At 55.7% G+C, this 14216-nt stretch carries 12 protein-coding genes; 5 read left to right on the top strand and 7 right to left on the bottom strand.

Translation table 11 applies throughout. The features are described from left to right. Positions 1 to 14: 14 nt before the first annotated feature. From AUQ41_RS04325 to betI, 5 genes are all read right to left on the bottom strand, one after another. Positions 15 to 1331 (bottom strand): FAD-binding oxidoreductase, encoded by a 1317-nt coding sequence (locus AUQ41_RS04325; protein WP_063086934.1) that lies wholly within the window; start codon positions 1329 to 1331, stop codon positions 15 to 17. Positions 1332 to 1556: 225 nt separating this feature from the next. Further along, positions 1557 to 3149, bottom strand: coding sequence for an L-serine ammonia-lyase, iron-sulfur-dependent, subunit alpha (locus AUQ41_RS04320; protein ID WP_063086933.1), 1593 nt, complete (start codon positions 3147 to 3149; stop codon positions 1557 to 1559). Between the two features lie 161 nt (positions 3150 to 3310). Continuing rightward, positions 3311 to 4996 (bottom strand): choline dehydrogenase, encoded by a 1686-nt coding sequence (gene betA, locus AUQ41_RS04315; RefSeq protein ID WP_063086932.1) that lies wholly within the window; start codon positions 4994 to 4996, stop codon positions 3311 to 3313. Positions 4997 to 5069: 73 nt separating this feature from the next. Next, the gene (gene betB / locus AUQ41_RS04310; RefSeq protein WP_063086931.1) at positions 5070 to 6527 is read right to left on the bottom strand and encodes a betaine-aldehyde dehydrogenase; all 1458 of its coding nucleotides are present in this window, start codon (positions 6525 to 6527) and stop codon (positions 5070 to 5072) included. Positions 6528 to 6588: 61 nt separating this feature from the next. Beyond that, a complete protein-coding gene (gene betI, locus AUQ41_RS04305; RefSeq protein WP_063086930.1) occupies positions 6589 to 7197 on the bottom strand; it encodes a transcriptional regulator BetI in 609 nt (202 codons plus the stop codon). 643 nt (positions 7198 to 7840) lie between these two features. On the opposite strand from betI, the gene AUQ41_RS04300 reads away from it, so the two are divergent. The 3 genes from AUQ41_RS04300 to choV all read left to right on the top strand — a co-directional run bounded on the left by AUQ41_RS04300 (position 7841) and on the right by choV (position 10962). Next, positions 7841 to 8800, top strand: a complete 960-nt coding sequence (locus tag AUQ41_RS04300) for a choline ABC transporter substrate-binding protein (RefSeq protein WP_063086929.1) — start codon at positions 7841 to 7843, stop codon at positions 8798 to 8800. A gap of 114 nt (positions 8801 to 8914) precedes the next feature. Beyond that, complete coding sequence (gene choW / locus AUQ41_RS04295; RefSeq protein ID WP_008891859.1) at positions 8915 to 9763, top strand: choline ABC transporter permease subunit; 849 nt, start codon at positions 8915 to 8917, stop codon at positions 9761 to 9763. Between the two features lie 2 nt (positions 9764 to 9765). After that, positions 9766 to 10962: a choline ABC transporter ATP-binding protein gene (gene choV, locus AUQ41_RS04290; RefSeq protein ID WP_063086928.1), complete on the top strand. Its 1197-nt coding sequence runs from the start codon at positions 9766 to 9768 to the stop codon at positions 10960 to 10962. A 69-nt stretch (positions 10963 to 11031) separates the two neighbouring features. Here the strand turns inward: choV and moaD are convergent, their stop codons facing one another. Together moaD and AUQ41_RS04280 are read right to left on the bottom strand one after the other, a co-directional pair. Then, entirely contained in the window at positions 11032 to 11283 is a 252-nt protein-coding gene (moaD, locus tag AUQ41_RS04285; RefSeq protein ID WP_063086927.1) for a molybdopterin converting factor subunit 1, read from the bottom strand. Between the two features lie 96 nt (positions 11284 to 11379). Continuing rightward, on the bottom strand, positions 11380 to 12324 hold the full coding sequence (locus AUQ41_RS04280; protein ID WP_232308307.1) for a LysR family transcriptional regulator: 945 nt from the start codon (positions 12322 to 12324) through the stop codon (positions 11380 to 11382). A gap of 172 nt (positions 12325 to 12496) precedes the next feature. Between AUQ41_RS04280 and AUQ41_RS04275 the strand changes: the two genes are divergently transcribed. Next, positions 12497 to 13369: an ABC transporter permease gene (locus tag AUQ41_RS04275; RefSeq protein ID WP_063086925.1), complete on the top strand. Its 873-nt coding sequence runs from the start codon at positions 12497 to 12499 to the stop codon at positions 13367 to 13369. Between the two features lie 9 nt (positions 13370 to 13378). Next, positions 13379 to 14182 (top strand): ABC transporter permease, encoded by an 804-nt coding sequence (locus AUQ41_RS04270; protein ID WP_232308306.1) that lies wholly within the window; start codon positions 13379 to 13381, stop codon positions 14180 to 14182. Positions 14183 to 14216: the final 34 nt, after the last annotated feature.

The raw sequence follows: 14216 nt of genomic DNA, 5'->3' as shown, positions 1-14216 counted from the left end.
CACGTCACATCAGATCAAAGCTTGTCGCGGATCGAATACCACAGCATCGCGGCCACCAGCATCGGGAAGCGCAACATTTTCCCGCCCGGGAACACCGGGGTTTTGATGTTGGCCATCACGTCAAACCGTTCCATGGTGCCAGAAACCGCATCGGCCATGATCTGCCCGGCAAGGGTTGCCATCGCAACCCCGTGCCCGGAATAGCCCGAAGCGGTAAAGACATTATCCTCAATCTTCTCAAAAAACGGCATGCGGTTCATCGTGATCGCCAGCGTCCCGCCCCAGCCATAATCAATCTTGACGTCTTTAAGCTGCGGATAGACTTCCAACATATGCGGCGAGACAAACGCCTTGATGTCACGCGGGAAATTATAGCCATAGGTCTCCCCGCCACCAAACAGCATGCGTTTATCCGCACTCAGCCGGTAGTAATTGATCACGAATTTTGAGTCCGCGACCGCGACATCATCACGGATCAGTTCGCGCGCCAGATCATCGCCAAGCGGCTCGGTGGCAATGACGAAATTGTTGATCGGCATGACACGTTTTGCCACCCGATCATCCAAGGCATCAAGATACCCGTTGCAGCCAAGGACAAGCTTGTTAGCGCTAACAACGCTGCTATCCTTGGTTTTCACCGTGACCTTGCCCGCCTGATTTTCATATGACGTGACAACAGCGCCTTCGAAAATGCGTGCGCCTGCCGCGCGTGCGGCATCGGCCAGACCAAGGGCGAAATTCAGCGGATGCAAATGCCCCGCCCCCGTATCAAGCGAACCGCCATGATAAAATTCGGTGCCCAGCATCGCACGCATTTCATCGCGGTCGACAAACCGGATATCCTCATAGCCGTATTCGGTTTGAAGCTTTTCGGCGTAGGCATGGGAATGTTCGACAAAGCGTGCGCGGTGATCGGCATGCAAAATGCCCGGCTTCCAGTCGCACTGGATATTATGCTTGGCAATCAGGGCCTTGACGACGTCCTTTGACTCTTCGGCGATATCCCAAAGCTTATGCGCATCATCGCGCCCGACCATCTGTTCAAGTTCATCCTGTTCACGCCGCTGGCCGGACCCGACCTGTCCGCCATTACGCCCCGACGCGCCCCAGCCAACCCGGTGCGCCTCAAGCAGGATGACGTCATAGCCGCGCTCAGACAGATGAAGTGCGGATGACAGCCCGGTAAAGCCGCCACCAATGATGACAATGTCGCAGGTCTGATCCCCTTCAAGCTTGGCGAAGGGTGCGGTCGCATTCGCCGTCGCGGCGTAATAGGAATCAGGATATTGACCCGGCCTATCATTGGCGGTCAGCAAGTTCGGGGTGAACATGAGGAACCCTCATATTTGTAAATGGATGTGGGCTTATCCTGCCCAATCCGGCCGACCTATCAAGGAAAAACTGCCCTTTTTCCGGCCTTAAATCCGCTTTTCGCCGATTATGCCAAAACCGGCCAAGTCAAGGCAGAACGATTGCGCAAAGCGGCCAACAAAGCGTGATACCTGCGGCACTGATTTTTGCTGTTGGTACGCAACAGGCCTTTGAGAATCAGCGTTTTAAGTTTTTTGGCTAACTGCCTCGACCATGCGAAGGGCGGTTTTGGTGGCTGCACAGCCACCGCGCGCTGTGCAGCGCAAATCAGGATGCATCATATTGCCGATCTTAACCGTCTGATCGACCAGTTCGTCATATGCCAGCACCGCGTCAAACCCGGCCAGAACCGCCATCGCCGAAGAAAAGGCATGCGACACACCGGCGACATTTCGGGCATGACACGGGATTTCAACATCCCCGCCCACCGGATCACAGACAAGGCCCAGCGTATTCATCAGACACATGCTGGCCGCATCAAAGCATTGCTTTGGCGTGCCGCCATAGGCCTGTGTCACCCCGGCGGCGGCCATTGCCGCCGACGCCCCGGTTTCAACTGAACAGCCACCGCATTCGGCGGCAAAGGTCCCACGCGCGGCAAACACCGCCCCGATCAATGCCATGGTTTGCAACGCGTCGGTCGCACCATCAATATCAATACCATGGCGGATCAGGCCATAAAGCGTGCCCGGCACAACACCGGCACTGCCCGCCGTTGGTGCGGCACAGACAAGGCCCCGGTTGCTGTCACGTTCCATCGCCGACAGCGCGCCGGCCATGGCATCCTGCAACACCGGGCCACCGAGCCCCGCGGGCAAGTTGGCATCACGGACAGTACGGGCCCGAAGTGTCAGAAACCGCATGACGTTGTCTTCCGGCTTGGCATCAAAGCCCTCTGCCACGACACGCAGCATCAGTTCACAGCGTTCACGAAACAGCGCACGGGTGGCTTCGCGCGATAGCCCAAGGCGTTTTGCCTCCAACACAAGCGCGGCATCGGCGATGGAGCCCCCTTCCTGATCATCCGCCACTGCAATCACCGCAGCACTTTCGGAAAACAGATCATCGGTGGCGCACACCGGATATTGCGATGCTTCGGCAAAGCGCACATCGGCAATGCCATCGCGGTTTCGAATGGCCGTCAGGACGTCGGCATTCGGCAAGGCCTGAAGCGCGATTTCAACCCGTTGGTGATCGGGTTCAACCGACACACCCAGCAGGCTGTTTTCCCCAACTGCCAGCTCGTTTGCCAACGCGTCGGCCTGTGCCACCGCTTCCGGGCCCCAGACAAAGACGGTTGCCGTTTTCCCCGTCATGAACAGGCGTTCGCCATTGCGACCGTCGATGTAATACATGCCCCCGCCGACGGATGCGCCGCTATAGAGGTCTGTACGTTGCTCGCCATCCGGGGTCGTGACACTCAGTTCAAGATCAACACGGTTTGGATGGTTGTTGTTTTCAAGCTCGGTGACTTCGATCGAGAAATGGAAGCCCTCGCCCTGCTCTACCCGGCCAAGAATTTCACGATAATCCGGATCGGTCAGCTTGGCCCCGGCAAGCCCGGCGGCAAAGTTTTCGTCCGAGCTTTGCGACTTGTAGCACGGCGCAAAGGACCCACGCGGATCAAAGCGGATCACCGCACGCCCAAGCGTTTCACCGTTGGCACAGGAAAGTTCGCGCACCAGCTTGGCCATCATATAGGGTGCCGCACAATGGGAACTGGATGGCCCGCGCATAACGGGACCGATAACGGAATTAAGCAGGCTGATTTCTTGCATGGCGGCACTTCTTCGTTGGCGCTGTACGTCGCGGGATTTGCATACAATATGCCATGATCATCCTCCGATGCGGAACCGATTGCAATCACCGGAAATAAAAATCCCCGATCCATCAAAAAATGAACCGGGGATAATCATCAGACTATTTAAAGCCCGCAAATTTAGCGCTGCTTGGTTTCCCATTCCGGATGCACGAAGTATGGCGCATTCGATGGTGCCAACGGCGTGCGACCGCGGATGATGTCGGCGGCCTTTTCACCGATCATGATGGTCGGGGCATTGAGGTTACCCGATGCGATGGTTGGCATGATCGAGCTGTCGACCACGCGAAGGCCTTCGACGCCATGCACGCGGGTTTTCTCGTCGACCACCGACATCTCATCACTGCCCATCTTGCACGAACAGGACGGGTGATAAGCACTTTCGGCGTGATCGGCGACAAATGCGTCGATCTCTTCATCGGTCTGAATGTCCTTGCCCGGTGCAATTTCCGCCCCGCGCAGATCAGCAAAGGCTTCCTGGGCAAAGATTTCGCGGGTCAGACGCACCGATGCGCGCATTTCTTCCCAATCTTCCGGGTGGCTCATATAGTTCGGATCAATGATCGGGCGATCCTTGGGGTTGGCGGACGCCAGACGGACCGTACCGCGCGATTTGGAACGCATCGGACCGACATGGGCCTGAAAGCCATCGCCTTCGGCTGCCTTGGAGCCGTTATAGTTAATCGCGGCTGGCAGGAAGTGATACTGAATATCCGGGTGCTGCACGCCCGCCTTGGAACGGATAAAGCCGCCCGCCTCGAAATGGTTGCTGGCACCAAGACCGGTTTTGAACAGATACCATTCCGCCCCGATCTTAAGCTTGTTCCACCAATCGAGTTTGCTGTTCAGGCTGATGGGTTTGGTGCATTCCATCTGGACATAGAGTTCAAGATGGTCCTGAAGGTTTTCACCAACACCGGGCAAATCATGAACAACATCAATGCCATGTTCACGCAAATGCGCCGCCGGACCAACGCCCGAAAGCATCAGAAGCTTTGGCGAGTTGATCGAACCGGCCGAAATAATGACTTCGCGATCAACAAGGGCGCGCTTGTTTTCGCCGTCATGGAAAAAGTCGAGGCCGATGGCCCGTTTTCCTTCGAAAACAACACGTTGCGCGAAGGCCTTGTGATAAACGGTCAGGTTCGGGCGCTTCATCGCCGGATGCAGATAGGCGCGCGCGGTTGACCAGCGACGGCCCTTATAAACCGTCATATCCATGGTCCCGAGACCTTCCTGGCGATAGCCGTTCTGATCCGGGGTGAATTCATAGCCCGCCTGCTGACCGGCCTTGATCCAGGCCTTGTGCAGGTCGTTCTGACAGGCACCGGTCGTCACATGCAGCGGACCATCACCGCCGTGATATTCATCGCCCTCGGTGTCTTCATTGCGCGTATCGGCCTTGCGGAAATATGGCAGGCAGCGTGCATAATCCCATTCCTTGAGGCTTGCGTCTTCTTCGGCCCAGCGATTGTAATCAAGGGCGTGACCACGAACATAAGCCATGCCGTTGACCGAACTTGAACCGCCATAAACGCGCCCGCGCGGCGTTTCCATGCGGCGGTTGTTCAGGTTGGGCTGCGGCGTTGTCCAATAAGCCCAGTTATAGGTTTCCGACTGCATAGGATAGGACAGCGCGGTCGGCATATGGATGCGCCAGTCCCACCAGTGATCCTTTGGTCCGGCTTCGATCACCAGAACCTTAACCTCGGCATCTTCGGTCAGTCGGTTGGCAAGCACAGCCCCTGCCGAACCTGAACCGACAATCACATAATCATATTTTTCAGTGGTCGTTGGGGTCGTCATTTCTGATCCCTTGTTTGGTCGTGCTGTGTGGGCAGCCGGTGAGTGGTTGGCGACGTTGGTTGGTCAAAGCCCCTTAGTAAGGGGCCTCAACATCGCCGGCTTCGACATAAACGGATTTGATGCGGGTGTAATATTCAATCGCCGCACGGCCGTTTTCGCGGCCCACGCCCGATTTCTTGACCCCGCCAAACGGCATTTCGATCGGCGTGATGTTATAGGTGTTGATCCAGCAGGTGCCGGCCTCAAGCCGTGCGACCACGCGATGACCACGCGACAGATCCTTGGTGAACACGCCTGCGGCCAGACCATATTCGGTGTCATTGGCGCGCTTGATCACTTCGTCTTCGTCGCTGAAGGTCAGGACAGACATTACCGGGCCAAAGATTTCCTCGCGCACGATGGTCATGTCATCGGTGCAACCAGCAAACACGGTCGGTGCAACAAAAAGTCCGCCTTCCGGCATGCCCTCAGTGACGGCATGACCACCAAGAACGCATTTGGCGCCCTCTGCCTTGCCCTTTTCGATATAGGACATGACCTGTTCGTATTGTGCCTTGGTGACAATCGGGCCAACCTGGGTTTCAGGTTTTTCCGGATCGCCAAGAACAAGATCCTTGGAACGCGCGATCAGCTTTTCGATGAAGGCATCGGCAACGCTTTCGTGGACAAACACACGCGTCCCGTTCGAGCAAATCTGACCTGATGAATAGAAGTTCGCCATCTGCGCGCCCGATACCGCGTTATCCAGATCGGCATCTTCGAACACGATCATCGGCGACTTGCCGCCCAGTTCCATGGTGACGGCCTTCATGCCACCTGCGGCAACAGAGGCCACCTTGGCACCGGTTGCGGCCGATCCGGTCAGGGAAATCTTGTCAACGCCCGGATGTTCCACCAGCGCGGCACCGCTTTCGCGCGCGCCCTGCACAACGTTGTAAACGCCATCGGGAAGACCGGCTTCTTTAAGGGCCTCGGCAACTGCAATGGCCGAAAGCGGCGTGGTTTCGGACGGCTTGTAAACAACCGCGTTGCCGCATGCCAGTGCCGGGGCTGCTTTCCAGCAGGCGATCTGGATCGGATAGTTCCAGGCACCGATGGCACCACAAACCCCAACCGGTTCGCGGCGGGTATAGGCAAAGTTGCCCGCAAGATCGATATGTTCGCCCGCAAGGCTGCCTGCCACACCGGCAAAGTATTCAAGGCATTCAACACCTGAAATCACATCGACAATTTCGGTTTCCTGAATGGCACGCCCGGTATCACGGGTTTCAACCAGCGCCAGTTCATCATTGCGATCCCGCAGGATCTGGGCGGCCTTGAAAAGGACACGTGCCCGTTCGGCAGCTGGTGTGTTTTTCCAGATTTCGAAACCGGCGCGTGCGGCCTTGACCGCGGCATCAACATCAGCAGCGGTGCTTTCGTGGCCCTTGGCCAGAACCGTGTTGGTCGCAGGGTTAAGGGTAACCATCTCTGCGCCCGAACCCTGAGTCTTCTTGCCGTTGATGAAATTCTGGATTTGATAAAGGCTCATCTTGAAACTCCTGCAGGCCACCGGGACAACCGGCAGCCGTGGTCTTTGTGTTTTGGTTCGATTACTTCTTTACGTGCTTCTTTGGGCTCGGCGAATTCGCCAGATACAGGCGCAAGGTGCCCAGCACCATCTTGCGCGCCCCGGCAATGTCGGCCTGTCCGCGTGACAGACCGGTTCGCACCCAGATGCCGTCAACCATGGCGGCAATTGCAGACGAGATTTCATCTGCGCATTCTTCGGTGGTCAATTGACGCAACTCGTGGCGCAGATTGGATGCAAGGCGTTGAAAATAGATATTGTTCAGACGCCGCAACTGATCGGAAAACGGCACCTGCGCCCAGAAAGACAGCCAGGCCACCGTCACCTGCGGGGTGAACTGTTCTTCGTTGAAGTTGGTATTGATGATCGCTTCGAGACGGTCCATCGGCGTTTTGGCCGTTGCCAGTCGCACCATGTAGTCATTGCGCAAATCCTTCATCAGGGAGCGCATGGTTTCCTGCAACAGGGCGTTCTTGCCGCCAAAATAGTGCGAAATAATCCCGGACGACATCCCGGCAGCCTTAGAGATCCGCGCAATCGTGGTGTCGGCGAATCCGTGCTGGTGAATGGTTTCAATCGTTGCGTCGATCAACTGCCTGCGGCGTACAGGCTGCATACCAACTTTGGGCATTAATTCATCCAATCCTCTGCGTTGCGAAGGGTTCAGAGCGCGTCGCATTTAATCTGTACCATTTTGCCGGAGGCAGCCTTCTGTCGCACAAGGAAAGATCAGCAGAGCGTAGCGGGGCTACGGTCAATGATCTTGACGCTGTGGGGCGGAAGGCTGTTCCGGCCCGAAGGGTTTGATTTTGGCGGCGTTTCGCGACGTTACACCGTTTGAACGATGCGCCGCATCGCTCTGCACGCTGTGCCTTGCCAAACGACACGCCAAAAACAAACAAAATGATGCAGATTAAAAGCGACGCGCTCTACCGCCGGTGCAACAGCATAAGACGCAGTTTTTAATCCTTCGCAATTGACGTCTCGTGAATATGCTGTAATTTAATTGAACAATCAATCAATAAAAACACGCCGACATATGCGGCGCGTTTCTCAGGGCTTTTGGCCTTTGCTGCGCGGCTATGCGGCTGTTTTTGTGATTATTCCGGCCCATCACACCCATTCAGGGGAATGTGGTTGATGGCTCTGGGCGAGTGTTGGCGACATGTTTGTTGCGTTGATGTTCGTCTGGCCTCCGGAACCGAGCGTCTTCTGGTGACCGGCCAAATCCGGTCATCAGCAACATCAGGTTTATACAAGGGAGAACCAGAAGCATGACCAATCTTTCCACGTTCGGCCGCCTTCTTGGCAGCACCATTATTGCGACCACCCTTCTGGGTGCCACTGCTGCCAAAGCAGCCGATAGCGATGCCTGCAAAACCGTGACTTTCTCTGATGTGGGCTGGACCGACATCACTGCAACCACGGCGACCGCATCCGTGATCCTTGAATCACTTGGCTATACCGCGGAAACCGAATTGCTGTCGGTACCGGTCACCTACACGAGCCTTGCCAATGGCGACGTTGACGTCTTCCTCGGCAACTGGATGCCGACCATGGCAGCCGATATTCAGCCCTACCTTGATAAAGGCACCGTTGTGTCGACCGGCGCCAACCTTGAAGGTGCGAAATACACCCTTGCTGTGAGCCAGAACGCCTTTGATGCGGGTCTTAAGGACTTTGCCGACATTGCAAAGTTCAAGGATCAGCTTGATGGCGAGATTTACGGCATCGAGCCGGGTAATGACGGCAACCGCCTTATCCAGGACATGATCGACAGCAACCAGTTCGGTCTGGGCGAGTTCGAACTTGTTGAATCCTCCGAACAGGGCATGCTGGCCGAGGTAAGCCGCAAATCATCGCGCGATCAGTTCATCGTCTTCCTCGGTTGGGAACCGCATCCGATGAATGCGAAATACGACATGGCCTATCTTGATGGTGGCGATGACGTCTTTGGCCCGAACTTTGGCGGTGCGACTGTTCACACCAACCTGCGTGCCGGTTACACCGACGAATGCCCGAATGCGGGTAAATTCGTGACCAACCTGAAATTCAGCCTCGCCATGGAAAACGAAATCATGGACGCGATCCTGAACGAAGGTACCGACCCGGCAGAAGCCGCAACCGCATGGCTTAAAGCCAACCCGGATGCAGCTTATGCATGGCTTGACGGTGTGACCACCTTTGACGGTGGCGATGCCAAAGCAGCCCTGAAATCCGGTCTTGGTCTTTAAGCACCGCGATTGATTTTACCGATGCGCCCGCCTCTGGTTTCCATTTGTGGCTTCCGGCCGACGCGGGCGCATCGGATGTATTTTTCTTAATTCTCATTGAACGGATTTTTTCGCATGGAATGGCTCACGGAAACGAAGATTCCGCTGGGACAGTGGATATCGTCCCTGATGGATGCGCTGAACGAACATGCCGATTTCGTTTTCTATACCGTTTCGGATGTTCTCGAATTCATTATTGAAAACACCATCGATTTTCTGGTGTGGCTGCCTGCCCTTTTGATCATTGCGGTCTTCGGGGCGCTTGCCGCTGTCTTGCATAAATCATGGAAACTGACGGCGTTTACTGTTCTGTCCCTGTTGCTGGTGGTCAATCTTGGCTATTGGGAAGAAACCATGGAAACGCTGGCGCTGGTGATCTATGCGACGCTGTTTTGCATGTTGATCGGTGTGCCGCTTGGCGTGGCATCCGCCCACCGCCCGTGGCTGCATCAGGCGATGCGCCCGGTTCTTGACCTGATGCAGACGATCCCGACATTCGTGTATCTGATCCCGACCCTGATCCTGTTTGGTCTTGGCGTCGTTCCCGGTCTTATTTCAACCGTGATCTTTGCGATTGCCGCCCCGATCCGCCTGACCCATCTTGGCATTTCCAACACCCCGAAATCCCTTCTTGAAGCCGGGGAAAGCTTTGGCTGCACGCCGCGCCAGTTGCTGTTCAAGGTTGAATTGCCATCGGCCATGCCATCGATCATGGCGGGCCTGACCCAGTGCATCATGCTGTCGCTGTCGATGGTGGTGATTGCCGCCCTCGTCGGGGCAGACGGCCTTGGCAAGCCGGTTGTGCGTGCGCTTAATACGGTGAATATCGCGCAAGGCTTTGAAGCCGGTCTGGCAATTGTGATTCTGGCCATCGTGCTGGACCGCATCTGCCGTCGTGACCACAAAGAAAAGTCGGGGCAGTGATCATGAGCAATGCTGTTGAATTCGATAAGATTGATGTGATCTTTGGCAACCGTCAGGCAGAATCACTTGAACTGCTTGATCAGGGCAAAACCCGCGAAGAAATTGCGGCTGCCACCAACAATGTTCTTGGTGTCGCCGATGTAAGTTTTGACGTTCCAGAAGGCGAGATTTGTGTCCTGATGGGCCTTTCGGGATCTGGCAAATCATCGCTTCTGCGCTGTGTGAATGGCCTTAACGCCGTGTCACGCGGATCACTTCGTGTGCGGGCGGGCGATGACATGGTCGATGTCACGAGCTGCAATGCCACAACATTACGGAACCTGCGTCGTAAAAATGTCGCCATGGTCTTCCAGCAATTCGCCCTGTTCCCGTGGCGAACGGTTGAAGACAATGTCGGCTTTGGCCTTGAACTGGGCGGTATGGGTCCGCTTGAGCGCCGCGAGATCGTGCGTGAAAAACTGGCCCTTGTTGGACTGGATAAATGGGCAAACAAATATGCCCATGAACTGTCCGGCGGCATGCAGCAGCGTGTTGGCCTGGCGCGTGCCTTTGCCACCGATGCGCCGATCCTTCTGATGGATGAACCGTTCTCGGCCCTTGATCCGCTGATCCGTAACCGTCTGCAGGACGAGTTGCTGGATTTGCAGGAGAAGCTCAATAAAACCATCCTGTTTGTCAGCCACGACCTTGATGAAGCCATGAAGCTCGGCAATTCGATTGCCATCATGGAAGGTGGATATGTCGTGCAGCATGGCACGCCGGAAGACATCGCGCTCCGCCCGGCCAACGAATATGTTGCGGACTTTGTGGCGCATATGAACCCGGTCAATATCCTGCGTGGACGGGCGATCATGCATCGCCTTGATAGCGATCAGAAATCGGGCAATACCGAGTTCCTGCTCGAAGACGCCAATATCCGCGTCACCCTTCAGGATGGCGTTGTCCGGTCCGCCAACAATGGCGAACGCGGCGAGCTTAAGCTGATCAATTATGACGGCACCCTGCCCGATGAACTGGACGCAACCGACAACTCGATTGTCTTTGTCGCGCAGGAGGATGTGCTGCTGAAGGATCTGATCGAGATGCGATCGATCACCCAGAACCCGGTCATCCTGACCCGCGATGGCAAGGTGACCGGCACGCTGGGCCGCAAGGAGTTCTTTGACAGTTTGACGCAAACCGCATCGGTTGCGGATTAAGCTGATCAAATAGTCTGATGATTAAAAGGGCGCCCTGGAAACAAGGCGCCCTTTTGTATGAGGAATGAATTACCCGCCGGTGACCGGCGGGAACAGTGCGATTTCGGTGGCCTTTGTGACGTCGGTATCAGGCGTGGCATATTCCTGATCGACAGCAACCCGAATGATCGCGGGATCCGCCAGGGCATTGGCAAAGTTCTCTCCGCGACCGGGCAGCCATGCCAGCAGGTCGGCAACCGTTTTGACGGTATCTGGAAGGTCAATGGCCTCTTCCGCCATACCTATGCGGTCCTTGACCCATGAAAAATAGATCAGCTTCATGTTTATTCCTGACAACAAACTTCAATTTGCCCGCATGCTTGCGCAAGACCCTGCCCGGTGGCAAGTCCCAATGACGTGATTGGGGCAAATCAGCCCCTATGGATAGACAAAATAGCCGTCCGGTGCCGCATCCAACCGCGCCGTCAGGTTTTCGATAAAGAACCGTTCCGCCCGGCTCAGTGACATGCGCGGGTTGGTCACCAGATAAATATCAATCGCCGGCGGATCGATATAGGGCGGCAAGCGCCAAAGCTGCCCACGGTCGGTCGCACTTTGTACAACGTGGATCGGCAGAGGCCCGATGCCAAGCCCGGCATTGATCAGGCGACGGACTTCTTCAAGATGCGGGCTGACCGCTACCACCTTGCCCTTCATGCCTTCCTGCGCGCGCAGGACTGCGACCGGGGCCAGTGCATCACTGAGCTGGTCGGTTGCAAAGGACACAAATGCCTCGCGGCGCAGATCGGCCAGGGTCAGGTCCTTTTGGCCGAACAAATGATGGGTCGGGCCACAGAAAAAGCCGAAATGTTCGCGATACAAACGGCGATATTCCAGTCTGGGATGGCGTTCCTTGACCAGACAGATGCCAAAACTGGCCTGCTGTGACAGCACCTGATCGACGACATTTACCGAGGTCGCAACATCAATCTCATAGGTGACTTCGGGATGGGCACGATTGAATTCAAACAGAGCATCATCAAGGGGTGGGAACACCACATGACTGGCCAGCCACATATGCAAATGTCCGGTCAACTGATTGCCGCTATCAGACATCACATCGGACAAGCGCCGGATGGCACCGCAGATTTCCCGACATTCGTGATAAAGCGCCAATCCCTGCTCAGTCACTTCAAACCGGCCGCGTTCACGGTCAATCAGACGCGCGCCAATCTGATCTTCAAGCCGTTTGAGCGCGTTACTGACACTGGGCTGGCGCAGCAATAACCGGTTGGCCGCCCCGGTGATCGAGCGTTCCTCGACAATAACGGTAAAGGTATGCAGCAGATTCCAGTCGAACTGCCGACGCATTAACTCATTCATTCTGCTGACCTTTCCGACATTTCTAGGACCACACATAGATATTGGCTATGAGATCTATTCTACTTATCTATTTGTGCTATGTGCAAGTCTGGGTTGGAATGCCTTCAACAAATTTCTTCACGGCCAAATAACCGGGTGCGGCACTGACCGCAGACAATAACGGGAGGCACAAATGGCCGCAGATGTCGCCGGAGCCCGCAGGACTCCGTGGGTACTGCTATCACCATCACTGGCAACCATCAGCCTGCTGCTGATTGTGCCAATGCTGTTCATTGTCGTTTATTCATTCTGGTTGCGCACCGCGACCGGTGCGGATCAGGTCGGCTTTTATCTCGATAACTGGATTGAAGTTCTGGGCGACCGGTTTTATCGCGACATCCTGTTCCAGACCCTTTTGATTGCCTTTTACACCACGGTTATTTGCGCATTTGTCGGGTATATCCCGGCCTATTTCGTTGCCAATACGCGGATGAAATCCAAGGCGTTCCTGTTGCTTTTGCTGATGTTGCCATTCTGGATCAGCTATATCATCAGAACGATGTCGTGGATCAATATTCTGGGCACATCAGGGGCGCTTAATACCCTTTTGATATCAATCGGCATCATCGATGACCCGATCCAGATGCTGTATAACCAGCAGACCGTGGTTCTGGGCCTTGTGCATTATCTGCTGCCCTTCATGATCCTCAATGTCTATGTCAGCCTTGATGGCATCGACAAGAACCTGACCGAAGCCGCCCAAAGCCTTGGCTGCACCGGCTTTCAGGCCTTCCGCGAAGTGACATTGCCGCTGTCTATGCCCGGTTTGGCGGCGGGATCGTTGCTGTGCTTTGTGCTGGCGGCGGGCACCTATATCACCCCGATTGTTCTTGGCGGGCCGCGTGATGCGATGTTTGCCAACCTTGTGTTCGAAGCCATCGTGACACAGCTCAACTGGCCTCTTGGCTCGGCACTCTCGCTCGTGCTGCTGGCGCTTCTGGGCGCACTGGTCATCATTTACACCCGCTATCTCGGCATCGATCAGATCGCCAAGAGCTTCAAGTAAGGGAGAGATATGATGATGTCCGGTTGGTCAGTAATCCGAATTGCCACGATCCTTGTCTATCTGTTCCTGTTTGCGCCGGTAGCGGTTGTCATTCTGTTGGCGTTCAATGCCAACCAGTTCGGCAGTTTCCCGATTGAGGGCTTTTCCCTCCGCTGGTTTGAAGCGCTTTGGAACAATGATGCGATTGTGCGGGCGTTCAAGACGTCGCTTTTGCTTGGTGTGCTGACAGCCGCCATTTCGACAACACTTGGCACCCTCGCCGCCCTTGCCATGGTCAGATACGATTTCCCCGGGAAACGGACCATTTCGACCCTTCTGGTTGCCCCAATCCTGATCCCGGAAGTCGTTCTGGCTGTGGCGCTCCTACTGTTTTTGCAGTTCCTGTCGATGCCAAAAAGCTTCGGGCTTCTGTTGATGGGCCATGTGGTCTTTACCCTGCCGTTTGTGGTGCTGGTGGTTCAGGCGCGTCTGGTTTCCATCCGCCGCGACGTCGAAGAAGCCGCCATGAGCCTTGGCGCGACACCTGTGCAGACCTTCTTTGAAGTGACCCTGCCCTTGATGTTGCCCGCCGTCATGGCCGGGATGCTGTTTGCCTTTACCATTTCGTTTGATGACATCACCGGCACCCTGTTCTGGAAGCCGGGCGGTGTTGAAACCGTCCCGACCCAAATCTTTGCCATGCTGCGCAACTCGATCAGCCCGGAAATCAACGCGCTTGGTGCTGTGATGGTGATCTTCACCATTGCCCTGCCGCTGGTGGCGGCATCGATTGCGCGGGTCATGGCCATGCGCAAGGTGGGCGCATCGAAATAACTTTTTGCACAATGCGGATAACCGCCAAAACCAA

It is taken from the genome of Thalassospira sp. MCCC 1A02898, assembly GCF_001618185.1.
In the GTDB taxonomy this organism is placed as follows: domain Bacteria; phylum Pseudomonadota; class Alphaproteobacteria; order Rhodospirillales; family Thalassospiraceae; genus Thalassospira; species Thalassospira tepidiphila.
Note: the sequence above shows the minus strand (reverse complement) of the source record. Positions and strands in the feature narration are given on the sequence as shown.

Coding starts and splice junctions, on each gene's coding strand:
- AUQ41_RS04325 (WP_063086934.1), bottom strand. CDS start 1,331: ATGTTCACCCCGAACTTGCTGACCGCCAATGATAGGCCGGGTCAATAT.
- AUQ41_RS04320 (WP_063086933.1), bottom strand. CDS start 3,149: ATGCAAGAAATCAGCCTGCTTAATTCCGTTATCGGTCCCGTTATGCGC.
- betA (WP_063086932.1), bottom strand. CDS start 4,996: ATGACGACCCCAACGACCACTGAAAAATATGATTATGTGATTGTCGGT.
- betB (WP_063086931.1), bottom strand. CDS start 6,527: ATGAGCCTTTATCAAATCCAGAATTTCATCAACGGCAAGAAGACTCAG.
- betI (WP_063086930.1), bottom strand. CDS start 7,197: ATGCCCAAAGTTGGTATGCAGCCTGTACGCCGCAGGCAGTTGATCGAC.
- AUQ41_RS04300 (WP_063086929.1), top strand. CDS start 7,841: ATGACCAATCTTTCCACGTTCGGCCGCCTTCTTGGCAGCACCATTATT.
- choW (WP_008891859.1), top strand. CDS start 8,915: ATGGAATGGCTCACGGAAACGAAGATTCCGCTGGGACAGTGGATATCG.
- choV (WP_063086928.1), top strand. CDS start 9,766: ATGAGCAATGCTGTTGAATTCGATAAGATTGATGTGATCTTTGGCAAC.
- moaD (WP_063086927.1), bottom strand. CDS start 11,283: ATGAAGCTGATCTATTTTTCATGGGTCAAGGACCGCATAGGTATGGCG.
- AUQ41_RS04280 (WP_232308307.1), bottom strand. CDS start 12,324: ATGAATGAGTTAATGCGTCGGCAGTTCGACTGGAATCTGCTGCATACC.
- AUQ41_RS04275 (WP_063086925.1), top strand. CDS start 12,497: ATGGCCGCAGATGTCGCCGGAGCCCGCAGGACTCCGTGGGTACTGCTA.
- AUQ41_RS04270 (WP_232308306.1), top strand. CDS start 13,379: ATGATGATGTCCGGTTGGTCAGTAATCCGAATTGCCACGATCCTTGTC.